A 23,875-nucleotide genomic window follows, 5' to 3' on the forward strand; every position below is an offset into this window, starting at 1 on the left:
CCAGCGCCACAGCGCCACAGCGCGCTGACGACCGGCCCGCCAAGTGCGCCGCGCGGCGGCGTCGAATCGGTCGCGGCGCCGCGCACCGGCCACCAGACGCAGCAGCAGCACGACGCACACGGCGAGCGCGATGCCCGCCAGGACCCCATCGATCAACGCCATTTCCATACTGCCCACCCCACCGGACCTGCCAGCTAATCGAGCGTGAAGCCCATCTTCAGCGACACCTGCCAGTGCGCCACCTTGCCCTTGACGACGTGACCGCGCGTCTCGGTGACCTCGAACCACTGGATGTTGCGCACGGTCTCGTGCGCCTTCGCGATGGCGTTCTGCACCGCGGGCTCGATGCCCTTCTTCGACGAGCCGGTCAGCTCGATGGTCTTGTAGACATGGTCGGTCATGGCGTCGCTCCCGGGTCGGCTCAACGCTTGCGCGAGGACGGCGCACCGGCATCCTTGCCCCCGCGCTGCAGGCCTTCGGACATGCCGATCAGCACGCCGCTCACCAGGGCGGCATAGCTGTCCATCAGCGCCTTGCCAGCGCGCAGGCTCATGGCCCGGCCGTCGCGCATCGCCGTCTGCGTCTGCGAGAGCAGTTGCTCGACCGTCTGCGCCGCCTGGGCGCCGCTGTCGGTGCCTTTGAGCTTCATCGAGTCCAGGACCTGCGCCCACGGTCCCTGAAGCGGCGCGCCGGCCGTCTGGGCCGCCTTGCTGACGCTGCTGAAGAAGGTGTCCTCCAGCTTCTCGAGGTCGCTCAATGCGCTCTTGATACCGCCTTTCTGAAGGTCGGCACCCTGGTCGAGGAATTGCTGCAGCGCCCGGCGATTGGCCTCGACGGCCTGCAGCAGCGCCGTGTCCATGCCGTCGATCGCCGACCCCAGCAGCGCCTCCACCTCGGCAGGCTTGCCGCCGTGCTGGGCCGCGCCGGTGGAGGCGGCTTCGGCCACGGTCTTCAGCACGCCGCGGATGTTCTTCAGCGTCAGCTCGCGGCCCTGCAGGGCGCGCAGCGTGGTTTCGGCGACGGCCTGCCGCAGCGCCTCACCCTGCTTGGCGCTGGCCTGAGAGAACATCGTGATCAGCGCGTCCTGGTCGATCCCGGTCTTGGTGGCCATGCAGTCTCCTCGGTGGTTGGCGAGCCGTCGGAATACTGCATTGATACCGCCGTTGCACCGCAGACGCAATAGGCTTCTTCGGCAGGGCTGCGCCCGGCCTGGGGCAGCCGGCCCGGCCGCTACCGGCTCAGCACCAGCTTCACGCCGAAACCGATCAGCAGCGCGCCCGCCAGCCGCTCCAGCGCCTTGGTGATGCGCGGGCTGGCGCGCAGCCGGTCGGCCAGCCGGTGCGTCAGCAGGACCACGATGGCACCGTAGAGAAAGGTCAGCACGGCAATCGTGGCCGCCATCAGGCCGAAGGTCGGCAGGCCCTGGTGACGTGCCGGGTCGACGAACAGCGGGAAGAACGCCATATAGAACACGATGGCCTTGGGGTTGAGCAGGGTGATCATGCAGGCTTGGCGGAAGTAGTGCCGCGGCAGGATCTGCAGCACCGGTGCATCACCGGGCCGGCTGGTGATCAGCCGCCAGCCGATGTAGCTAGGTAGGCGGCGCCCGCCCACTGCACCGCGCCGAACACCACCGGGGCGGCCTGCAACAGCGCGGCTACACCGGCCACCGCCAGCCACATCAGCACCTGGTCGCCGGCGATGACGCCCAGCGTCGCAGCAAAGCCGCCGCGCGGCCCGCCCTTGCCGGTGGAGGTGATCAGCGCCAGATTGCCCGGGCCCGGGATCGCCAGGAAAACGATCACCGTGACGACGAACGCGCCGTAATCGGCCACTCCGAGCATGGTTCACCTCCGCGGGTCAGGTCGCACACGGCGACCCGAACCCGCAGACGCCGTTCACTCCGGCCAGTCGAGGCTGCCGACCGACTTGGGATACGTGACTATGCCCCAAGGCAGCTTCTTGTCGGCGATGCGCTTGGTGGGCTCCAGCGTCGTGGCATCGATCACCACCACCTCGTGCGAGCGGCCGCAGGCGATCAGGATCTGCTTGTCGTCCGGGGTGAAGGTGAAATGCCAGCAGCGCTCACCGGTCGGAATGGTCTTGATGGTCTCGTAGGTCTTGGCGTTGTAGACCTGCAGCGTCTTGCTCTTCGCATTGGCCACGAACAGGCGCTCGCCGCTGCGGTCGAAGGCGAGCCCGTACGGCGTGTCGCCGGTCGGGACCGACTTGACGACCTTGTACTTGTCGTCCATCACCACCAGCGTGTTGCCGTGCTCGATGGTGGCCACATAGGACTTGCCGTCCGGCGCGCGCTTGATGCCGCGCGGCCGATCGCCATACGGCTTGACATCGACGGTCTTGACCTTCTTCCCGGTCGCGATATTGTGGACCGTGATGTTGTCATCTTCCTCGTTGGTCACGAGGATGTGCTTGCCGTCGGCAGAGAACTCGATGCCCTCGGTCTCGAGACCCCCGCGGATGCGCCGCAGCACCTTCCCGGCCTTCAGATCCACCACGGCGACGTAAGCAGGGCTCTCATCGTCGTCATCCTTGGCCTTCTCCGCAGCCATCGCCTCCGGCGAGCCCGGCTTCGGCGGCGGTTTGCCGTCGGAGGCCGGTTCGAAGGACACGAAGGCCATGTGGCCGCGGGTCCGCACGAACTCGGGGTTCTTGCCGATCACGACGGTGCTCAGCAGCTTGCCGGTCTCGCGGTCGATCACCGAGATGTTGCCATCGGCGCGATTCGCGGTGACCAGCAGCTTGCCGTCGGCGGTGACGCCGAGGCCGCGCGGTTCCTTGCCCGGACTGCTGAACTCCTTGGTGACTTCCATCGTGGCGAGGTCGATCACCGACAGTTCGCCGTTCTGGTTGCTGACGTAAGCCAGGCCGGCTTCGCCGGCTGCCTGGGCCGGCGCTGCCTGGAGCCCGACAACCAGCGAGATCGCGAAGGCAGGCAGCAACGTGACGCCACGCGGGCAATGGAATTTCATGCGAAAGGTCTCCTCGGTTGTCGTTCGAAACGCGGCTAGGGGCTGGCCACGCCTGCGTGGGATGCGTGACGAGCGGGAGAGTTTCCCTCAAGCCGCAAATTCGACATCCGGGAAAACTTCCCGATCTTCTGTCAGCGGCCGCGGCGATCACCATGCGGCCCGCACTTTGTGATAAGCCAATACCCCGGCGGCCGGGGCCGGGCGCGATCGGCGGCTCAGTGCAGGGCGCAGCAGCAGACCGAGGGCGTGAGGAATTCGCGGCCGACGACGGCCCTCGCGTACAGGTAGTTGTGACGCGCGCGCTCGCTCAGCCGATCGAGGTCGACGCACCCGTGGGCGTCGCAGGGAAAGGACAGGCCACGTCCGGCGACGAACATGGAATCGAAGCGCAGCTCATAGCTGGCGTCGGCAGCGGCAAGTGACGAGGCGGTGCTCATGATGCGGACTCCCATCTGCAATGGCAGCGACGATGTATACAGCTTAGATGCAAGGCGGTGCCGGCGCCGTAGCTCACCACCCAAGCCGGGGGTCGGCCGCGGACTGCTGCGTCTGTAGGAAACGCGCCGACGCGCGTGCCGGTTGCCACCCTGCGCCCCCGCGGCCATGCCCCTGCTGCACGCCTCGGCGCGGTCGCCGGGGTGTGAACCGGCGTGGCGGCCGGCGACAGCCGGCCCCCGAGATCGATGTCGCGGAAGCGCAAGCGTTTGCACCGGCGCGGCGACGCGGGCATGATCCGCCGCCTCATCCCCTTGCCCGCCGGAGCTGCCCGTGACGAAACCGACCTCGAACCTCCCTGTGCTGCTGATCGGCGGCTTGCTGGCACTCGGCAGCATGGCGGCCCGGGCACAGCCGGATGCGCTGGCCGGCGCCGCCAAGGAGGCCGGCGCGGTGGTCACGCCCAGCGGTTTGGTGTACCTCTCGCTGAAGGACGGCAGCGGCGGCAGCCCGCGACCGACCGACGTGGTGAAGGTGCATTACAGCGGCAAGCTCACCGACGGTCGCGAGTTCGACAGCTCCTACAAGCGCGGCGAGCCGATCGAGTTCCCGCTCAACCGCGTGATCCCCTGCTGGACCGAGGGCGTGCAGCGCATGAAGGTCGGCGGCCGCGCCAAGCTGACCTGCCCCTCAGACATCGCCTACGGCCCCAGAGGCGCGGGCGGCGGCCTGATCCCGCCGAATGCCACGTTGGTGTTCGAGGTCGAGCTGCTGGGACTGACCGCGCGCTGAGTGCGCCGAGGGTTCAGGATGCGACGCGCGACACTGCGTCGCGGTACTCGCGCGCCAGTCGCTCGACCAGCAAGCGGGCCGGCACGACCTGCTGCACCGCGCCGATGCCCTGCCCGCAGCCCCAGATGTCCTTCCAGGCCTTTTCGGTCCGCTGTCGTTCAGCGCCGCGCCGAAGTTCATCGCGCTCGGGTCGCTCTCGGGCAGCGCTTCAGGATCGAGGCCGGCGCTGCGGATCGATCCCTTCAGGTAGTTGCCGTGCACGCCGGTGAAAAGGTTGCTGTAGACGATGTCGTCCGAGCTGCCTTCGACGATGGCCTGCTTGTAGCCGTCGACCGCGCGCGCCTCCTCGGTGGCGATGAAGGCCGAGCCGACGTAGGCGAAGTCGGCACCCATCGCACGCGCCGCGAGCACCGCACCGCCATGCGCGATGGCGCCACTGAGCGCCACCGGGCCGTCGAACCACTGGCGGATCTCCTGCACCAGCGCGAACGGACTCTTCACGCCCGCGTGACCGCCGGCACCGGCCGCCACCGCGATCAGGCCGTCGGCGCCCTTCTCGATGGCTTTGCGGGCGAAGGTGTTGTTGATCACGTCGTGCAGCACCACGCCACCCCAGGCGTGCACCGCATCGTTGATGTCGGTGCGCGCGCCGAGCGAGGTGATCACGATCGGCACCCTGTACTTCGCGCATACCGCCATGTCGTGCTCGAGGCGGTCGTTGCTCCGGTGCACGATCTGGTTGATCGCGAACGGGGCGGCCGGTCGCTCCGGATGCGCCCGGTCGTGGGCGGCCAGTGCCTCGGTGATCTCCGCCAGCCAGTCGTCGAGTTGCGCGGCCGGGCGCGCATTGAGTGCCGGCATCGAGCCGACAACACCGGCCTTGCACTGCTCGATCACGAGCCTGGGGTTGCTGATGATGAACAGCGGCGCGCCGATGATCGGCAGCGGCAGCTTCTGCAGGATCGGCGGCAGCGGCATCGAAGACCCGCCGCTCAGAACGCGTCCAGCGCCAGCGCGGTGACCGAATCGGCCCCCTCGACGATGCTGTCGCGCAGGCCGGGCAGCTTGCTCAGCTGGTGCTCGGCGTAGAAGCGCGCCGTGGCCACCTTGGCGTTCATGAAGGCCGCGTCATCGCCGGCCGCGGCGCGCGTCTCGGCCACCAGCAGCGCCCGGGCGAGCTGCCAGCCGGCCATCAGGCTGCCGGCCAGCAGCAGGTAAGGCACGCTGCCGGCGAACACCGCGTTCGGGCTGGCCTTGGTCTGGCCGGCGACGAAATCGACCACCTGCTCGAAGGCGGTGCGCGCGGCCGTCAGGCGCTTGAGCACCGCGCGGGCCGCAACGCTGTCGCGCGCCGCGAGCTCGGCCTCGGTGCGCGCGATCTGGGCCGCGATCGCCTTGGCCGTGCCGCCGCCATCGCGCGCGGTCTTGCGGCCCACCAGGTCGTTGGCCTGGATCGCGGTGGTGCCTTCGTAGATGGTGAGGATCTTGGCGTCGCGGTAGTACTGCGCCGCGCCGGTCTCCTCGATGTAGCCCATGCCGCCATGCACCTGCACGCCCAGGCTCGCAACCTCGACGCTCATCTCGGTGCTGTAACCCTTGACCAGCGGCACCATGAATTCGTAGAAGGCCTCGTTCTGCGCCCGCACCTCGGCATCGGGGTGGGCATGCGCCGCGTCGTAGGCGGCGGCAGCGACGATCGCCATTGCGCGGCAGCCTTCGGTGTGCGACCGCATCGTCATCAGCATGCGGCGCACGTCGGGGTGGTGGATGATCGGTGCGCTGCCGCGCACCGAGCCGTCGACCGGGCGGCTCTGCACGCGGTCCTTCGCATAGGCGACGGCCTTCTGGTAGGCGCGCTCGGCGACCGCGATGCCCTGCACTCCGACGGCATAGCGGGCCGCGTTCATCATGATGAACATGTACTCGAGGCCGCGGTTCTCCTGCCCGACCAGGTAGCCCACCGCGCCACCGTGGTCGCCGTACTGCAGCACCGCGGTCGGGCTGGCCTTGATGCCCAGCTTGTGCTCGATGCTGACGCAGTGCACGTCGTTGCGCTCGCCAAGCGAACCATCGGCCTTGACGAGGAACTTGGGCACGATGAACAGCGAGATGCCCTTCACGCCCTCCGGCGCGCCGCTGACGCGGGCCAGCACCAGATGGACGATGTTCTCGGCCATGTCGTGCTCACCGTAGGTGATGAAGATCTTGGTACCGAACAGCTTGAAGCTGCCATCAGGCTGCGGCTCGGCGCGCGTGCGCACCAGCGCGAGGTCGGAGCCGGCCTGCGGCTCGGTCAGGTTCATCGTACCGGTCCACTGGCCGGAGATCATCTTCGGGATGTAGGTCTGCTGCTGCGCCTCGGAGCCGGCGGTCAGCAGCGCCTCGATGCAGCCGTCGGTCAGCAAGGGACACAGCGCGAAGCTGAGGTTGGCGCTGTTGAGCATCTCGCCGCAGGCCGAGCCAATGGTCTTGGGCAGACCCTGCCCGCCGAAGTCGACCGAATGCTGCAGCCCCTGCCAGCCACCCTCGACGAACCCGCGGAAGGCCTCCTTGAAGCCCGGCGTCGTGGTGACACGACCGTCCTTCCAGGACGAGGGCTGCTTGTCCCCTTCCCAGTTGAGCGGCGCCACCACCCCCTCGTTGAACTTGGCGCACTCCTCGAGCACGGCCTGGGCCGTGTCGATGCCGGCGTCCTCGAAGCCAGGCAACCTGGCCACTTCCTCGAGCGCCGCGAGTTCCTGCATGCAGAACAGCATGTCCTTGACGGGGGCCTGGTAGCTCATGACGTGTCTCCTGGAAGGCCGAGCTTCTGTCGGCTCGAAGAGGCGCCCGGACGCGGTTCGTCGCGTTCGGATGCCGGGGTGGGGAATGCGGTCGACCTCAGAGCTGCCGGACCAGCTCCGGCACGGCCTCGAACAGATCGGCCTCGAGGCCGTAGTCGGCGACGCTGAAGATCGGGGCCTCGGGGTCCTTGTTGATCGCGACGATCACCTTGGAGTCCTTCATGCCCGCGAGGTGCTGGATGGCCCCGGAGATGCCGGCGGCGATGTACAGGCTGGGCGCGACGATCTTGCCGGTCTGCCCGACCTGCCAATCGTTGGGCGCGTAGCCGGCATCGACCGCCGCACGGCTGGCCCCCAACGCCGCGCCGAGCTTGTCGGCCAGCGGCGTGAGCACCTCGTTGAACTTGTCGCTGCTGCCCAGCGCCCGGCCGCCGCTGACGATGATCTTGGCCGCGGTGAGTTCGGGCCGGTCGCTCTTGGTGACTTCGCGGCCGACGAAGCGGCTGCTGCCGCCGTCGGCCACCGGCGCCACGCTCTCCACCGGCGCGCTGCCACCCGTGCCCGCGGCGTCGAAGCCGGTGGTGCGCACGGTCAGGACCTTCACCTTGTCGCTGCTCTGCACCACGGCGATCGCGTTGCCGGCGTAGATGGGCCGTTCGAAGGTGTCGGGGCTGTCGACGCGGGTGACGTCGCTGACCTGCGCGACATCGAGCAGCGCTGCGACGCGCGGCGCGACGTTCTTGCCGTGGGCCGTGGCCGGGAACAGCAGGTGGCTGTAGGCGCCGGCCAGGGCCAGCACCTGCGCCGCCACGGTCTCGGCGAGTTGCTCGGCGAGCTGGGGCGCGTCGGCGTGCAGCACCTTGGTCACGCCGGCGATCTGCGCGGCCGCCTGCGCCGCCGCGGCGGCCTGGTGGCCGGCGACCAGCACGTGGACCTCGCCGCCGCATTGCAGCGCGGCGGTGACGGTGTTGAGGGTGGCGCCCTTGAGGCTGCCGTGGTCGTGTTCGGCGATGACGAGTGTGGTCATGATCAGATCACCTTGGCTTCGGTCTTGAGCTTGGCCACGAGGGTGGCGACGTCGGGCACCTTGATGCCGGCGCCGCGCTTGGGCGGCTCGCTGACCTTGAGGGTCTTGAGGCGCGGAGTGACGTCGATGCCCAGGTCGGCCGGCTTGAGGACCTCGAGGGTCTTCTTCTTGGCCTTCATGATGTTGGGCAGGGTGACGTAGCGCGGCTCGTTCAGGCGCAGGTCGGTCGTGACCACCGCCGGCAGCGCGACCGAGACGGTCTCCAGGCCGCCGTCGACCTCGCGGGTGACTTGCGCCCGACCGTCGAGGATCTCGACCTTGCTGGCGAAGGTGGCCTGGGGCCAGCCGGCGAGCGCGGCGAGCATCTGGCCAGTCTGGTTGCAGTCGTCGTCGATGGCCTGCTTGCCGAGGATGACGAGCTGAGGCTGTTCCTTGTCGGCCAGGGCCTTCAGGAGCTTGGCCACCGCCAGTGGCTGGAGCTCTTCGGTGCACTCGACGAGGATGGCGCGGTCGGCGCCGATGGCCATCGCGGTGCGCAGGGTCTCCTGGCACTGGGTGACGCCGCAGGAGACGGCGATGACCTCGCTGACCGCACCCTTCTCCTTGAGCCGGACCGCTTCTTCGACGGCAATCTCGTCGAACGGGTTCATGCTCATCTTGACGTTCGCGGTGTCCACTCCCGTGCCGTCGCTCTTCACGCGAACCTTCACGTTGTAGTCCACCACGCGCTTCACGGCGACCAGTGCCTTCATTCGATCTTCTCCGGAATTGATGCAAACCTGCGCTGCGATTCTATGGAGCCCACCTGCCCGACCCGGACGGCGCCCCGCAAAAAGCACGATCGTTCGGTTTCGGCGGAATGATACCGATCGCCACACCGGTCAGACATGTCCGATGGCGTCAATGAAGGGCGCCGAACTGCGCGATCCGGCCACTTGCTAGACTCGCGCGCCCATGACGAACACCGCCGCGCCGCTGGACGACCGCCCCTCTGCCGCCTGCATCGGCGTGTTCGATTCCGGCGTCGGCGGGCTGTCGGTGTTGCGCGCACTGCACCGCCACCTGCCGCATTCGCGCCTGCTGTACGTCGCGGACTCGGGGTTCGCTCCGTACGGGGAGCGCGACGAAGGCTACGTGATCGAGCGCTCGCGCGTGCTGACCGCCCACCTGCTGCGCGAAGGCGCTCAGCTCATCGTGGTGGCCTGCAACACCGCCACTGCCGCGGCGGTCCGCGCGCTGCGCGAAGAGCATGCCGACGTGCAGTTCGTCGGGGTCGAACCCGGCATCAAGCCCGCTATCGCACTGAGCCGCAGCGGCCGCATCGGCGTGATGGCGACGCGCGGCACGCTGGCCAGCGACAAGTTCCGTCGGCTCGTCAGTTCGCATGCGCAGGGGGCCCAGCTCCATCTGCAGGCCTGCGCCGGTCTTGCGCACGCGATCGAGGCCGGCGATGCCAACAGCGCTGAGGTGCTGGCCCTGGTGGACCGGTACACGGCCCCACTGCGCGAGGCGGCGGTCGACACCGTGGTACTGGGCTGCACGCACTATCCGTTCGTGGCGCAGCACATCCAGCGGGCGCTCGGCGCTGGGGTTCAGCTGGTGGACACGGCCGACGCCGTGGCGCGACGCGTGCAGCAGCTCATCGTCGGCCTGCGGTCCGCCGACGTACAGGCCGCCGCCCGGCCCGCCCGGCTGTGGACCACCGGCGACCTGGCGACGCTGACACTGGTCGCAGGCCGGTGGCTGGACTTCGAGGTCGAGACGCGACAACTCCCGGCGGTCTGAGGCGAGGCACACGCGTGCGCGAAACGCCGCACGGCGGACGGCAAAGCCGCCCGCAGGGGGCTCGGTGGTGCCTCGACCCGGGATCGAACCGGGATGGACCGGTCAGGGTCCGGCGGATTTTCTTACCTGCTACGGCTTTCGCCGCCGCGCGCAGCCAGCGCTGTACACGTTCGGGGTCTGGAGCGCGCCTTCACCATCGCTTGCGCCTTAGGTGCCCGCCGTCCGCTCTCTACACCTTCCGCCCCGGCCCGGCTGCGGCTTGGCTCGGCGTTGCCTCGCGATGCATAACGCACCGCAGGGGGTTCTCCGAATTTGACGGGATTCATCCCGCGCGTTTCCGCGCGGGCGCTCAAATTGATTTCAAGTCCGCTGCGTCTGCCAATTTCGCCATCGAGGCCCGAGCGGATGGTAGCGCCGCACAGGAGGCCGGAAACAAAAACGCCCCGCTGGCGCGAGGCGATGAGGAAGCACGAGGCCGCCGTGCGGAGACTGGAGGCGCGGGGCGGAGTCGAACCGCCCTGGACGGATTTGCAATCCGCTGCATAACCGCTTTGCTACCGCGCCCTGGAGTCGCTCGACCACACCAGCGATCCTGACAACAAACCGCTGACGAAAAAGGGAAGCATGAGCTTCCCTTTCATCACAAGACTGGAGCGGGAAACGAGGCTCGAACTCGCGACCTCAACCTTGGCAAGGTTGCGCTCTACCAACTGAGCTATTCCCGCACGCTTTTCACTGACCGTCTCGCAAGGAATCGCTTCGTTGCGAGCCTCGCAGTATAGCCGAAGCAGTCGCGGTGACGCAAGCACGCCACCGCCCCGCCGGCTCAATGCTTGATCACTTCTCCGCCGGCCGCCGGTGCCGCATCGGGCTTGGGTGTCTCGGGCTTGGGCTCCTCGTCGACCAGCGGCTGCGGCAGGGCCGTGAGTGCGACCTCCAGCACCTTGTCGATCCAGCGCACCGGCACGATCTCGAGGTGGTTCTTGACGTTCTCGGGGATGTCCTGGAGATCCTTGACGTTCTCTTCCGGGATCATCACGGTCTTGATGCCGCCACGGTGGGCCGCCAGCAGCTTTTCCTTGAGCCCGCCGATCGCCGTGACCTCGCCGCGCAGCGTGATCTCGCCGGTCATCGCGACATCCGAGCGCACCGGAATGCCGGTCAGCGCCGACACGAACGCCGTCGTCATCGCCGCACCGGCGCTCGGCCCGTCCTTCGGCGTTGCGCCATCGGGCACGTGGATGTGGATGTCGCGCTTCTCGAACAGCTCGTCCTTGATGCCCAGTCGACGGGCGCGCGAGCGCACCACCGAACGGGCCGCCTCGACCGATTCCTTCATCACGTCGCCGAGCGAACCGGTGCGGATGATGTTGCCCTTGCCGGGCATCACCGCCGCCTCGATGGTCAGCAGGTCGCCGCCGACCTCGGTCCACGCCAGACCGACCACCTGGCCGACCTGGTCTTCCTTCTCGGCACGGCCATAGTCGAACTTGCGGACGCCCAGGAAGTCGTTGAGGTTCTCGTCGGTGACGACGACGCGGCCAGCGTACTTCTTCAGCGACAGACCCTTGACCACCTTGCGGCAGATCTTGCTGATCTCGCGTTCGAGCGAGCGCACACCGGCTTCGCGCGTGTAGTAGCGGATGATGCCGCGTAGCGCGCTCTCCGTGACGTCGAGTTCCTCTTCCTTCACGCCGTTGTTCTTGCACTGCTTGGGCAGCAGGTACTTCTGCGCGATGTTGAGCTTCTCGTCCTCGGTGTAGCCGGACAGACGGATCACCTCCATCCGGTCCAGCAGCGCCGGCGGGATGTTCATCGAGTTCGACGTGGCGATGAACATCACGTCGCTGAGGTCGAAATCGAGCTCGATGTAGTGGTCGCTGAAGGTGTGGTTCTGCTCGGGATCGAGCACTTCCAGCAGCGCCGACGACGGGTCGCCGCGGAAGTCCATGCCCAGCTTGTCGATCTCGTCGAGCAGGAACAGCGGGTTGCGCGTGCCCACCTTGGTCAGGCTCTGCAGCACCTTGCCAGGCATCGAGCCGATGTAGGTGCGGCGATGACCGCGGATCTCGGCCTCGTCGCGCACGCCACCTAGCGCCATGCGCACGAACTTGCGTCCGGTCGCGCGCGCCACGCTCTGACCGAGCGAGGTCTTGCCGACCCCCGGGGGGCCGACCAGGCACAGGATCGGCGCCTTGACCTTGTCCACGCGCGCCTGCACCGCGAGGTACTCGAGGATGCGGTCCTTGACCTTGTCGAGGCCGTAGTGGTCTTCGTTGAGCACGTCCTCGGCATTGAGCAGGTCGTGCTTGATCTTGGTCTTCTTCGCCCAGGGCAGGTTGACCAGGGTGTCGATGTAGTTGCGCACCACCGTCGCCTCGGCCGACATCGGCGACATCAGCTTGAGCTTCTTCAGCTCAGCGTCGGCCTTCTTGCGCGCGTCCTTGGGCATCTTGGCGGCGATGATCTTCTTCTCGAGCTCCTCGAGATCCGCACCTTCTTCGCCCTCGCCGAGTTCCTTCTGGATCGCCTTGACCTGCTCGTTGAGGTAGTACTCGCGCTGGCTCTTCTCCATCTGGCGCTTGACGCGGCCGCGGATGCGCTTCTCGACCTGCAGGATGTCGACCTCATGCTCGAGCTGCTCGAGCAGCTTCTCGAGCCGCGCGTTCACGGAGTCGAGATCCAGGATGGCCTGCTTGTTCTCGAGCTTGAGCGGCAGGTGGGCGGCGATCGTATCGGCCAGGCGGCCGGCGTCGTCGATGCCGGCGATCGAGGTCAGGATCTCGGGCGGGATCTTCTTGTTGAGCTTGACGTACTGGTCGAACTGCTGCGTCACGGCACGACGCAGCGCCTCGACTTCCGGCGAGGCTCCCTGCTCGGGCGGGATCGGGGCCACTTCGGCGGTGAAGTACTCGCCGCTGTCGTCAATGCTGACGGTGGTGGCGCGCTGCATGCCCTCGACCAGCACCTTCACCGTGCCGTCGGGCAGCTTCAGCATCTGCAGGATGCTCGAGACGCAGCCGATGTCGAACATGTCGTCCGCCTTGGGTTCGTCCTTGCCGGCGGCCTTCTGAGCCACGAGCATGATCTGGCGGCTGGCTTCCATCGCGGCTTCCAGCGCCTTGATGGACTTGGGGCGGCCGACGAACAGCGGGATCACCATGTGAGGGAACACGACCACATCACGCAGCGGCAACAGCGGCAGCGTGATCGGGTCGGCGGGAAGAACGGGATGTCCGGACATGGAGGCCTCTCTTTCTCAGGCTCAGATGGAGCCCGAGCGGGGAATTGCAAGAAGGGAGCCTGGGGTGGCGGCGACGGTGGCAGGCGGAGCGGTGACGGGCCGGCCTCGGATGCGCCTACGGCCTCAGGCGCTGGCCTTCTGTTCGCGGTAGACCAGCAGCGGCTTGGTGTGTTCTTCGATCGTGTGCTCGTCGAGCACGACCTTCTGGACGCCATCCATGGTGGGCAGATCGAACATGGTGTCCATCAGCGAGTGCTCCATGATCGAGCGCAGCCCGCGCGCTCCGGTCTTGCGGGCCAGCGCCTTCTGGGCGATGGCGGTCAGCGCCGACGGCCGGATCTCGAGCTCGACGCCGTCCATCGCGAACAGCTTCTGGTACTGCTTGACCAGCGCGTTCTTCGGCTCGGTGAGGATCTGCACCATCGCGTCCTCGGTCAGCTCGCCCAGCGTGGCGACCACCGGCAGGCGGCCGACCAGCTCAGGAATCAAACCGAACTTGATCAGGTCCTCGGGCTCGACTTCGCGGAACACTTCGCTGACCTTGCGTTCGGTCTTGCTCTGCACGCTGGCGCCGAAGCCGATCCCCGACTTCTCGGAGCGGTTCTGGATCACCTTCTCGAGGCCGTCGAAGGCGCCGCCGCAGATGAACAGGATGTTGGTGGTGTCGATCTGCAGGAAGTCCTGGTTCGGGTGCTTGCGACCGCCCTGCGGCGGCACGCTGGCCATCGTGCCCTCGACGAGCTTGAGCAACGCCTGCTGCACACCCTCGCCCGACACGTCACGCGTGATGGAGGGGTTGTCGGCCTTGCGCGAGATCTTGTCGATCTCGTCGATGTAGACAATGCCGCGCTGCGCGCGCTCGACCTCGTAGTTGCAGTTCTGCAGCAGCTTCTGGATGATGTTCTCGACATCCTCGCCCACGTATCCGGCCTCGGTCAGCGTGGTGGCATCGGCAATCACGAACGGCACGTTAAGCAGCCGCGCCAGCGTCTGCGCCAGCAGTGTCTTGCCGGAACCGGTGGGGCCGATCAGCAGGATGTTGCTCTTGGCGAGCTCCACGTCCTCCTTCTTGCCCACGCCCTGCACATGCTTGAGGCGCTTGTAGTGGTTGTAGACCGCGACGGCCAGCGTGCGCTTGGCCGGCTCCTGTCCGATCACGTACTGATCCAGACTGGCCTTGATCTCGCCGGGTACCGGCAGATCGCTCTTGGCTGCCTTCGCGTCCCCGCTTTCCGCGGGCACTTCGTCACGGATGATGTCGTTGCAGAGTTCGATGCACTCGTCGCAGATGAACACCGACGGGCCGGCGATGAGCTTCTTCACCTCGTGCTGACTCTTCCCGCAGAACGAGCAATACAGCACTTTTTCGCTGGAGGAGCCTTTTTTCTCGGGCATGGGACGAGCCGTCTGGGGAGTGACAAGAATGATAAGGGAAAAGAAAACGGGGCCTTGGTGTCGAAAAAGGCCCCGTTGCCCACCCAGTTACCCGGCCAGTCGGGTCAGGCGCGCTGCGAAATCACCTTGTCGATCAGGCCGTAGCCGGTGGCTTCCTCGGCCGACATGAAGTAGTCGCGCTCCGAGTCCGCGCGGATCTTCTCCAGGGGCTGGCCGGTGCGCTCGGCCAGGATGCCGTTGAGGCTCTCGCGCAGCTTCAGGATCTCGCGCGCCTGGATCTCGATGTCGGTCGCCTGGCCCTGGGCCCCGCCCGAGGGCTGGTGGATCATCACGCGCGAGTTCGGCAGCGCGAAGCGCTTGCCCTTGGCGCCGGCGGCCAGCAGGAAAGCCCCCATGCTCGCCGCGATGCCCATGCACAGCGTCGACACGTCGGGCTTGATGAACTGCATGGTGTCGAAGATCGACAGACCGGCGCTGACCGAGCCGCCCGGGGAGTTGATGTACAGCGAGATGTCCTTGTCGGGGTTTTCGCTCTCCAGGAACAGCAGCTGCGCCACCACCAGATTGGCGGTCTGGTCGTTGACTGGACCGACCAGGAAGATCACGCGCTCGCGCAGCAGACGGCTGTAGATGTCGTAGGCGCGTTCGCCGCGGCCCGACTGCTCGATGACGACGGGCACCATGCCCAGATTCTGTGTTTCCAGCGCGCTCATGGCACTCCTTGATTCGACGACCTGCTTCAGATGCGGCTTGATTATGTCGCGTCAAGAGCAAGCCTCGAGAGATGGCAAGAAGGCGCCGGCCTCGCGGCACGGCGCCTTCGGAGACAGCGTTGCCGGGTCAGACCATCAACTCGTCGAACGGCAGCTGCTTGTCGCTGACCTTGGCCTTCGACAGCACGAACTCGGTGACGTTGTTCTCGACCACCAGGGCCTCGACCTCGGCCAGGCGCTGCCGGTCGCCGAAGTACCAACGGCGGACCTCCTCGGGCTTCTCGTAGCTCAGCGCCATCTCCTCGATGTGCGCCCCGATCTGCTCGCCCTTGGCCTGCAGCTGGTTCGTGCGCACCAGCTCCGCCACCACCAGGCCCAGGCGCACTCGCCGCTCGGCCTGTTCGTGGAAGATCTCGGCGGGGATCGGCGCCTTGTCGGCGTCCTTGATGCCACGCTGCTTCAGGTCGGCGCGGGCGCCCTCGATCATGCGATCGGTCTCGTTCTGCACCAGCGCCTTCGGCAGGTCGAGGTCGGCCACCTTGATCAGGGCCTCCATCACCGCCGACTTGTTGCGGGCGATCAGGCGGTTCTTGACCTCGCGCTCGAGGTTCTTGCGGATGTCGGCGCGCAGGCCTTCGAGGGTCGGATCCTGGATCCCCAACGACTGCGCGAACGCCTCGTCGACCTCCGGCAGGTGCTGTGCCTCGATCTTGGTCAGCGTCACCAGGAAGTCAGCCTCCTTGCCGGCCACTTCCTTGCCCTGGTAGTCGTCGGGGAACTGCAGCGGGAAGGTCTTGGACTCGCCGGTCTTCATACCGCGCACCGCCTTCTCGAAGGCCTCCAGCATGCGGCCTTCGCCAAGGATGAACTGGAACCCCTCGGCCTTGCCACCGTCGAACGGCACCCCGTCGATCTTGCCCTCGAAGTCGATCGTCACGCGATCGTCGTCGACCGCGCCTTCGCTCGCCGCGCGCTGCGCGAAGGTGCGGCGCTGCTTGCGCAGGATGTCCAGTGTCTTGTCGATCGCGGCATCGGTCACCTCGGTGCTCACGCGGTCGATCTCGGTGGCCGACAGGTCGCCGATCTTCACGTCCGGATAGACCTCGAAGGTCGCATCGAAGGCCAGCTCGCCTTCGGGCGCACCTTCCTTCTCGGAGATACGCGGCGCGCCGGCGACGCGCAGCTGCGCCTCGTTGGCGGCCTTGCTGAAGGCCTCGCCGACCTTGTCGTTCATCACCTCGTACTGGACCGAGTAGCCATAGCGTTGCGCCACCACGCTCATCGGCACCTTGCCGGGGCGGAAGCCGTCGGCCTTGACCGTCTTGGCGAGGCGCTTCAGGCGCGTTTCGACCTCGTTCTTGATCGTGTCGGCCGACAGGATGAGGGTGATGCGGCGCTCGAGCTTCTCGAGGGTTTCGACGGTGACAGCCATGATCTGTACTCTCTCGCTGGACTGAAGGATGCGTGTGGTGCGCGGGGCGGGACTCGAACCCGCACACCCTTGCGGGCGTCAGGACCTAAACCTGGTGCGTCTACCAATTTCGCCACCCGCGCTGGAAATTGAACAAGGGCCCGCCGGCCCTTGTCGTCGAGTTCGGTCGAGTTCGGTGCACCGCTTCGCCGGGGCCCCGATTCGGACGACCGGAGATTTTAGCCGGCTTCCAGTTCGGGCGCCGGACCCTGAACCACGCCGCATACATCGCCGGCAGGGCCAGCAACGTCAGTGCGGTGGCGACGATCAGCCCGCCCATGATCGCCACCGCCATCGGCCCCCAGAACACGCTGCGGGTCAGCGGGATCATCGCCAGCACCGCGGCGGCGGCCGTCAGCACGATCGGGCGGAAGCGCCGCACCGCCGACTCCACGATGGCCGTCCAGGCCGGGATGCCACGGGCGCGATCCTGCTCGATCTGGTCGATCAGGATCACCGAGTTGCGCATGATCATGCCGCTCAGCGCGATCACACCCAGCAATGCGACGAAGCCGAACGGCCGCCCCAGCAGCAGCAGCGCGGCCGCCACCCCGGCAATGCCCAGCGGACCGGTCAGGAACACGAGCACCGCGCGGCTGAAGCTGTGCAGCTGCAGCATCAGCAGCGTGAACATGATGAACAGCATCAGTGGCGCCCCGGCGGCGATCGACCCCTGGCCCTTGCTGCTCTCTTCCACCGCGCCGGCGATCTCGATCGTGTAGCCCGGCGGCATGCGCCGGCTCAGCTGTTCGAGCTGTGGCCACAGCTGCGCCGTCACGGTGGCGCCCTGCAGGCCTTCGGCCACGTCGCCCTGCACGGTGACGGCGTAATGCCGCCCCTCTCGCCACAGCACGCCCGGCTCCCAGGTGAAACCGACCTTGGCGATCTGGGCCAGGGGGATCGAGCGGCCACTAGTGGTCGGGACGTAGCCATTGGCCAGGTCGGTGAGCGCGTTGCGCTCGTCGGCCGGCTGGCGCAGCACGATGTCGATCAGCCGGTCGCCCTCGCGGTACTGGCCCACCGTGCTGCCGGTCAGCACCGTGCGCGAGGCCTGGGCGATGGCCTGGCTGGTGACGCCGAGCGCGCGGGCCTTGTCCTGGTCCACCTCGAGGTGCAGCACCTTCACCGACTCGTTCCAGTTGTCGTTGACGCCGCGCATGCTGGCGTTGCCGCGCAGGATGGCCTTGGCCTCGTCGGCCCACTGCCGCACCGCCTGGACGTCGTCGCCGATCACCCGGAACTGCACCGGATAGGGCACCGGCGGCCCGTTGGGCAGCAACTTGACCCGCCCGCGCACCTCAGGGAATTCTTCGGCCAGCAGCGCCGGTAGCTTCTGGCGCAGCGTCTCGCGCACCGCCAGGTCCTTGGGCAGCAGGATGAACTGCGACACATTGGTCTGCGGAAACACGAAGTCGAGCGGCAGGTAGAAGCGCGGCACACCCGAACCGACCCAGGTGGTCACGGCTTGGACCCCGGGCTCGCGCATCAGGCGGGCCTCGAAGCGCCTGGCAACGTCCTCGCTGGCCGCATAGGAGGCGCCCTCCGGCAGCCACAGGTCGACCAGGATCTCCGGGCGGCTCGAGTCGGGGAAGAACTGCTGCTGCACCCGCCCCATGCCGACGATGCCGAGCGCAAACACCAGCAGCGTCACGCCGATGGTCAGCCAGCGGTGCGCCACGCACCAGTTGAGGAGCGCCCGAAAGCGCGTGTAGAACGGTGTGTCGAACAGCTCGTGCGCGGCCTCGCCCGCCGTGTGCGGCCTGGCCTTGAGCAGCAGCAGTCCGAGGTAGGGCACGAAGTACACCGACACCGCCCAGGAAATCAGCAGCGCTGCCGTGGTCACGGCGAAGATCGCGAACGTGTACTCGCCCGTCACCGACTTCGCCAGCCCGATCGGCAGGAAGCCGGCGGCGGTGATGAGCGTGCCGGTCAGCATCGGCTTCGCGGTCAGTTCGTAGGCGAAGGTGGCGGCGCGGACCTTGTCGTAGCCCTCCTCGAGCTTCCTCACCATCATCTCGACGGCGATGATGGCGTCGTCGACCAGCAGGCCCAGCGCGATGATCAGCGCGCCGAGCGAGATCTTGTGCAGGCCCACGCTCCAGTAGTACATCGTGATGAAGGTGATCGCCAGAACGAGCGGAATCGTGATGGCCACCACCAGCCCGGGTCGCACGTCGATGCGCAGCGGCCTGGAGTGCAGGCCCAGCGCGATGAAGCTCACCGCCAACACGACCACCACCGCCTCGATCAGCACCCGAACGAACTCGCCCACCGAACGCGACACCGCCTGCGGCTGGTCCTGGATCTGAGACAGCTCCACACCCATCGGCAGGTCGGCCTGGATCTTCGCGGTGGCCGCTTGCAGGTTCTTGCCGAGCTCGATGATGTCGCCACCGCGCGACATCGAGATGCCCAGCGCGATCACCGGGCGTCCCTGGTGGCGAACCTTGATGCTCGGCGGGTCCACGTAGGCGCGCTGGATGGTCGCGATGTCGCCGAGCCGCAGGCTGCTGGCCGCGCCGGTGCTCGCATTGACCGCGCGGATCGGGAAGGCGCGCAGTTCGTCGATCGAGTTGAACTGACCGCCGATGCGCACCTGCACCGTCTGCCCGGCGACGTGGAAGGCGCCCGCGCCCTCCACCGCGTTCTGCGCGCCCAGCTGGGCCAGTACCGCGTTCAGGTCGATGCCCAGCTGCACCAGCCGCTTCTGCGGGATCTCGACGTACACCTTCTCGGCCTGCACGCCGAACAGCTCGACCTTCGCCACGTCGGGCACCCGCAGCAGCCGTGTGCGCAGCGACTCGGCATGCTGGCGCAGCTCCTCGTCGCTGAAGCCATCGGCCGTCAGCGCGTAGATCGAGCCATAGACGTCGCCGAACTCGTCATTGAAGAACGGGCCCTGCACGCCGGAGGGCAACTGGCCGCGCGCGTCGCCCAGCTTCTTGCGCGCCTGGTACCAGACGTTGGGTACCTCGCGCGCCGGCGACGAGTCCTTGATCTGCAGCAGCGTCAGCGACTCGCCGGGCTTGGTGTAGCTGCGAATCTTGTCGGCATAGGGCACCTCCTGCAGCGTGCGCTCGATCTTGTCGGTCACCTGCTCGGCCATCTGCTGCGCGGTCGCACCGGGCCAGAAGGCCTGCACCACCATCACGCGGAAGGTGAACGGAGGATCCTCGTCCTGTCCCAGCTGAAAGTAGGCCACGAAGCCCAGCACCATCAGCACCACCATCAGGTAGCGTGTCAGCGCGGCATGCTCGAGTGCCCAGCGCGAGACATTGAAGCGATCGGCAGCGGGTGCGTCCATCACGGCCTCGGACTCAGTGAGTCACCGCGGTCACGGCCGACGCGGCGGCGGCGGCCGCGCCCGGCTCGGCGTAGCGCTTGACCTTCTGGCCCGGAGTCAGCAGGTGGACGCCGGCAGTCACCACCTCCTGGCCCGGCACCAGGCCGGCCGTCACGATGACCGCATTGCCCTCGGCGCCGCTGGCCTGCACCGGCTGGGCCCGCACCGTCATGCTCTGCGCATCGAGCAGCCATACTGAGGTCTTGCCCTGCAATTCCACCAGCGCGCTGAGAGGCAGCTTGATGACGCCGGCGATCCGAGGCGTCTCGATCATCACCGCCGCCGTCTGTCCGAGCTTGACCTCGGCACGCCCCACGTCCGCCTTGACCAAGAAGGTGCGCGTGGCGGCATCGGTGGCCGCGGCGATCTCGCGCACGGTCGCCGGCAGCAACTCCGACGAACCCCAGAGCTGGACCTTCACCGCGCCGGGCTTGCCTACCAGCGCCCGCACCAGCGCCAGCTTGTCCTCGGGGATCGAGAACACCGCGTCGCGTGGCCCGTCCTGGGCCAGTCGCAGCACGGCCGCCCCAGCCGCCATCACCTGGCCGGGCTCGGCCTCCACCGCCGTGATGACGCCCGCCGCATCGGCCCGCAGCACCGCATAGTCGGCCTGGTTGCCCTGCACGGCCGACTGGGCACGGGCCTGGTCGAGCGCGGCGCGCGCCGCCTTCAGCGTGGCGTCGCGACGCTCGAGCTCGGCTGCACTGATGAAGCCCCGGGCCAGCAGTTCCTGGTAGCGCCGGTGGTCGGCCGCGGCGAGGTCATGGCTGGCCTGCGCCGACGACAGGGCCGCACGCGCACTGTCTTCGCCGAGCCGCAGATCGCGGGGATCGAGCCGAGCGAGCACCTGGCCGGCCTTGACGCTGTCGCCCAGATCGACATCGCGCCGCAGGATCTTGCCACCGACACGAAAGCCGAGCCGCGACTCGATGCGCGCCTTCACCTCGGCGGCGAACTCGTAGCGACCGCCGGCCACGTCGCCCGCAGCGGTGAGCGTGCGGACGGCGCGCACCGGCTCGGGCGCCGGCTCGTGCCTCGAACAGGCCAGCAGGAACAGGGCACACAGCGGCATCACGGCGAGGCGGACGCGGCGAGAGAACGGCAGGCGCATGTCGAACCCTTGAACGTCAGGTGGACGGGACGGGAATGGACTCCCGGCGCCGTGGAACGGAGCTCCGGAAGATTTAATGACCGACTGGTCAGTAATATACGGGTCGGTCGCAGGGCCTGTCAACGCGACGTCCGTCCCGGCTCACTGCGCGCCGCCGGCGTGGACAATGCGGCCGCACGCCAGCATGCAGGCCCCGATGAGCGTCGATCACTACGAGAACTTTCCTGTCGCCTCGCTGCTCTGCCCACCGGCCCTGCGGCCGGCCGTGACGGCGATCTACCACTACGCCCGCACGGCGGACGATCTGGCCGACGAGGGCGATGCGCCCGCCGCGCAGCGGCTCGCCGACCTGGCGGCTTACCGCGCCGACTTGCATGCCGTCGCCGCCGGCGCGGCGGTCTCGCCACGCTGGGCCGCCGTGTTCGAGCCGCTGTCCGTCGCGATCGCGAAGCACGCGTTGCCGCTGCCGCTGCTGGAGGATCTGCTCGACGCCTTCGTGCAGGACGTGGTCCAGACCCGCTACTCCGACCGCGCCGAACTGCTGGACTACTGCCGCCGCTCGGCCAATCCAGTGGGACGGCTGCTGCTGCACCTGTACGGCGTGCAGGACGCTGACAGCCTGCAGCGCTCCGATGCGATCTGCAGCGCGCTGCAGCTCATCAATTTCTGGCAGGACCTGAGCATCGACCTGCCGCGCGGCCGGCTCTACATTCCGCTCGACCAGTGCGCTGCCCACGGCGTCGACGAGGCCGCGCTGTTCCTGCAGCACGACAGCGTCGCCAGCCGGGCACTGGTGCAGGCGCAATGCGCCTGGACGCGCGGGCTGATGCTGAGCGGCGCGCCGCTGGTCCACCGGCTGCCGGGCCGGGCCGGCTGGGAACTGCGCGGCGTGGTGCAGGGCGGCCTGCGCATCGTCGACAAGATCGAGGCCCTGCAGTTCGCCACGCTGCGCCGGCGGCCGCGGCTGCGGGCGCTGGACGGACCGCTGATCGCCTGGCGCGCCTTCCGCATGCGTGCACGCGCCTGACGGAGCACGGTGCGGCCCGCGGCCGATGTGACAATCTCCTGAATCACCGCACCGACTCGCCCGCCCCGCCCTCGCCCCATGACGCCCCAACAGTACGTGCAGGACAAGGCCGCTGCGAGCGGGTCGAGCTTCTACTACGCCTTCCTGTTCCTGCCACCGGCGCGCCGCGCCGCCATCACCGCGTTCTACGCGTTCTGCCGCGAGGTCGACGATGTCGTCGACGAAGTCTCCGACCCCGGCGTCGCGGCCACCAAGCTGGCCTGGTGGCGCAAGGAGGTGGCCGAGGCCTTCGCCGGTCAGGCGCACCACCCGGTCCTGCAGGCCCTGATGCCGCACGTGGCCGACTACGGCATCCGTGCCGAGCACCTGAGCGCCGTGATCGACGGCTGCGAGATGGACCTCACCCAGACGCGCTACCTCGACGACGTGACGCTGCAACGCTACTGCCACCTGGTGGCCGGCGTGGTCGGCGAGGTCGCTGCCAGCATCTTCGGCTGCGAGCCCGGGCGCCCGCTGAGCGAGGGCACGCGACGCTATGCCCACACCCTGGGCCGCGCCTTCCAGCTCACCAACATCATCCGCGACGTCGGCGACGATGCGCGCCGCGGCCGCATCTACCTGCCGGTGAGCGAGTTGCAGCGCTTCGACGTGAAGGCGCACGAGCTGCTCAAGCGCGAGGCGCCCTGGGGCTACAGCGAGCGCTTCACCTCGCTGATGAAGTTCCAGGCCGAGCGCGCGCACCGGTCCTACGACGAGGCGTTCGCGGCGCTGCCCGCCGACGAGCGCCGTGCACAGCGGCCAGGCCTGATGATGGCGGAGATCTACCGCACGCTGCTGCGCGAGATCGAGGCCACCGGCTTCCAGGTGCTGCACCAGCGCACCGCGCTGACCCCGCTGCGCAAGCTGTGGCTGGCGTGGAAAACCAACTGGCGTGAAAGGTGACCCCCCGTTGCGGCTGCGCCGCTCCCCCCCAGGGGGCGACGCTGGCGGACCGGCGAAGCCGGATCCGCGGCGTCTGCGCGATGGCCTCGGTTTTCCTCCTGAGGGTGGCTGGTTAGACCCCATCACCGAAGTGTTCGCATGACGTCGGCGCTGCGGGTTGCGATCGTCGGGGGCGGATGGGCCGGGCTGGCCGCAGCGGTCGAGGCGAGCGCGCTCGGCCACCAGGTCACGCTGGCCGAGATGGCGCCGTCGCTGGGCGGTCGCGCGCGGCGCCTGCCCGCGTCGGTCGACGGCCTGGCGCTCGACAACGGCCAGCACATCCTGATCGGCGCATACAGCGCGACGCTGTCGCTGCTGCGGACGGTCGGGGTCGATGAGCGCACGGTCTTGCAGCGCAGACCCCTCACCCTGATCGATGCGCAAGGACATGGCCTGTCCCTGCCGCGCGGGCCGGCGCTGCCCGGCTTCGTGCGCGGCGTGCTGTCTGCCCGGGGCTGGTCGCTGCGCGAGCGGATGGCGCTGCTGTGCACGACCGGCGGATGGCTGCTGCGCGGCTTCCGTTGCGACGAACGCCTGACGGTCGCGGACCTCACGGCCTCGTTGCCCGCCACGCTGCGCCGAGCCCTGATCGAACCGCTGTGCGTCGCCGCGCTCAACACGCCGGCGCAGCAGGCGAGCGCGCAGGTGTTCCTGCGCGTGCTGCGGGACGCACTGTTCGCCGGCCCCGGCGCCTCGGACCTGCTGCTGCCGCGCGTGGACCTCGGCGCGCTGTGGCCCGACGCCGCCGCAACGTGGCTGCGCACCCGCGACGCGG

18 protein-coding genes, 3 tRNA genes and 2 pseudogenes are annotated in these 23,875 nt (G+C 68.1%); 5 read left to right on the forward strand and 18 right to left on the reverse strand.

From position 1 onward, the window contains the following. Positions 1–194 precede the first annotated feature (194 nt). From x551_RS07470 to x551_RS07490, 5 genes and pseudogenes are all read right to left on the reverse strand, one after another. Positions 195–401, reverse strand: coding sequence for a dodecin (locus x551_RS07470; protein WP_036232167.1), 207 nt, complete (start codon positions 399–401; stop codon positions 195–197). A 20-nt stretch (positions 402–421) separates the two neighbouring features. After that, positions 422–1,111, reverse strand: a complete 690-nt coding sequence (locus x551_RS07475; protein WP_036232165.1) for a DUF6781 family protein — start codon at positions 1,109–1,111, stop codon at positions 422–424. Positions 1,112–1,230: 119 nt separating this feature from the next. Next, a pseudogene (locus tag x551_RS07480) lies at positions 1,231–1,844 on the reverse strand (LysE family transporter). Positions 1,845–1,898: 54 nt separating this feature from the next. Further along, on the reverse strand, positions 1,899–2,993 hold the full coding sequence (locus x551_RS07485) for an amine dehydrogenase large subunit (RefSeq protein WP_011828901.1): 1,095 nt from the start codon (positions 2,991–2,993) through the stop codon (positions 1,899–1,901). A gap of 215 nt (positions 2,994–3,208) precedes the next feature. Further along, positions 3,209–3,430 carry a hypothetical protein gene (locus tag x551_RS07490; protein WP_011828900.1) on the reverse strand — a complete coding sequence of 74 codons (222 nt, stop codon included), beginning with the start codon at positions 3,428–3,430 and terminating at the stop codon, positions 3,209–3,211. A gap of 394 nt (positions 3,431–3,824) precedes the next feature. Between x551_RS07490 and x551_RS07495 the strand changes: the two genes are divergently transcribed. After that, positions 3,825–4,220, forward strand: coding sequence for an FKBP-type peptidyl-prolyl cis-trans isomerase (locus x551_RS07495; protein WP_036232172.1), 396 nt, complete (start codon positions 3,825–3,827; stop codon positions 4,218–4,220). Between the two features lie 13 nt (positions 4,221–4,233). On the opposite strand, the pseudogene x551_RS07500 reads toward x551_RS07495, so the two are convergent. The 4 genes and pseudogenes from x551_RS07500 to x551_RS07515 form a co-directional block, all read right to left on the reverse strand. Further along, positions 4,234–5,198, reverse strand: a pseudogene (locus x551_RS07500) (nitronate monooxygenase family protein). A gap of 14 nt (positions 5,199–5,212) precedes the next feature. Beyond that, on the reverse strand, positions 5,213–7,003 hold the full coding sequence (locus tag x551_RS07505) for an acyl-CoA dehydrogenase (protein ID WP_036232163.1): 1,791 nt from the start codon (positions 7,001–7,003) through the stop codon (positions 5,213–5,215). A gap of 97 nt (positions 7,004–7,100) precedes the next feature. Next, positions 7,101–8,030 (reverse strand): FAD-binding protein, encoded by a 930-nt coding sequence (locus x551_RS07510; RefSeq protein ID WP_036232161.1) that lies wholly within the window; start codon positions 8,028–8,030, stop codon positions 7,101–7,103. Between the two features lie 2 nt (positions 8,031–8,032). Beyond that, the gene (locus x551_RS07515) at positions 8,033–8,782 is read right to left on the reverse strand and encodes an electron transfer flavoprotein subunit beta/FixA family protein (protein WP_011828895.1); all 750 of its coding nucleotides are present in this window, start codon (positions 8,780–8,782) and stop codon (positions 8,033–8,035) included. A 202-nt stretch (positions 8,783–8,984) separates the two neighbouring features. Between x551_RS07515 and murI the strand changes: the two genes are divergently transcribed. Then, positions 8,985–9,815 (forward strand): glutamate racemase, encoded by an 831-nt coding sequence (gene murI, locus x551_RS07520; RefSeq protein WP_051495694.1) that lies wholly within the window; start codon positions 8,985–8,987, stop codon positions 9,813–9,815. 490 nt (positions 9,816–10,305) lie between these two features. Here murI and x551_RS07525 read toward each other — a convergent pair. The 9 genes from x551_RS07525 to x551_RS07580 form a co-directional block, all read right to left on the reverse strand. Next, positions 10,306–10,379: transfer RNA gene (locus x551_RS07525), tRNA-Cys, on the reverse strand. An 85-nt stretch (positions 10,380–10,464) separates the two neighbouring features. Next, a tRNA-Gly gene (locus x551_RS07530) sits at positions 10,465–10,540 on the reverse strand. Positions 10,541–10,641: 101 nt separating this feature from the next. Further along, on the reverse strand, positions 10,642–13,059 hold the full coding sequence (lon, locus tag x551_RS07535; protein ID WP_036232159.1) for an endopeptidase La: 2,418 nt from the start codon (positions 13,057–13,059) through the stop codon (positions 10,642–10,644). Between the two features lie 123 nt (positions 13,060–13,182). Beyond that, positions 13,183–14,454, reverse strand: coding sequence for an ATP-dependent Clp protease ATP-binding subunit ClpX (gene clpX, locus x551_RS07540; RefSeq protein WP_011828892.1), 1,272 nt, complete (start codon positions 14,452–14,454; stop codon positions 13,183–13,185). A 104-nt stretch (positions 14,455–14,558) separates the two neighbouring features. Continuing rightward, on the reverse strand, positions 14,559–15,167 hold the full coding sequence (gene clpP, locus x551_RS07545; protein ID WP_036248019.1) for an ATP-dependent Clp endopeptidase proteolytic subunit ClpP: 609 nt from the start codon (positions 15,165–15,167) through the stop codon (positions 14,559–14,561). Positions 15,168–15,294: 127 nt separating this feature from the next. Further along, positions 15,295–16,599: a trigger factor gene (tig, locus tag x551_RS07550; RefSeq protein ID WP_036232157.1), complete on the reverse strand. Its 1,305-nt coding sequence runs from the start codon at positions 16,597–16,599 to the stop codon at positions 15,295–15,297. A 35-nt stretch (positions 16,600–16,634) separates the two neighbouring features. Next, positions 16,635–16,721: transfer RNA gene (locus x551_RS07555), tRNA-Leu, on the reverse strand. Next, the gene (locus x551_RS23355; RefSeq protein WP_253950320.1) at positions 16,700–19,942 is read right to left on the reverse strand and encodes an efflux RND transporter permease subunit; all 3,243 of its coding nucleotides are present in this window, start codon (positions 19,940–19,942) and stop codon (positions 16,700–16,702) included. Before x551_RS23355 ends, x551_RS07555 begins: the two co-directional genes overlap by 22 nt. A gap of 13 nt (positions 19,943–19,955) precedes the next feature. Further along, the gene (locus x551_RS07580; protein ID WP_036232153.1) at positions 19,956–21,092 is read right to left on the reverse strand and encodes an efflux RND transporter periplasmic adaptor subunit; all 1,137 of its coding nucleotides are present in this window, start codon (positions 21,090–21,092) and stop codon (positions 19,956–19,958) included. Between the two features lie 196 nt (positions 21,093–21,288). Between x551_RS07580 and hpnC the strand changes: the two genes are divergently transcribed. The 3 genes from hpnC to x551_RS07595 form a co-directional block, all read left to right on the forward strand. Continuing rightward, the gene (hpnC, locus tag x551_RS07585) at positions 21,289–22,119 is read left to right on the forward strand and encodes a squalene synthase HpnC (protein ID WP_036248033.1); all 831 of its coding nucleotides are present in this window, start codon (positions 21,289–21,291) and stop codon (positions 22,117–22,119) included. Between the two features lie 78 nt (positions 22,120–22,197). After that, on the forward strand, positions 22,198–23,061 hold the full coding sequence (gene hpnD / locus x551_RS07590; RefSeq protein ID WP_036232150.1) for a presqualene diphosphate synthase HpnD: 864 nt from the start codon (positions 22,198–22,200) through the stop codon (positions 23,059–23,061). A gap of 138 nt (positions 23,062–23,199) precedes the next feature. After that, on the forward strand, positions 23,200–23,875 hold a 676-nt coding region (locus x551_RS07595; RefSeq protein ID WP_036248031.1), incomplete at its 3' end, for an NAD(P)-binding protein.

This window comes from Methylibium sp. T29, from assembly GCF_000576205.1.
Lineage (GTDB): Bacteria > Pseudomonadota > Gammaproteobacteria > Burkholderiales > Burkholderiaceae_C > Methylibium > Methylibium petroleiphilum.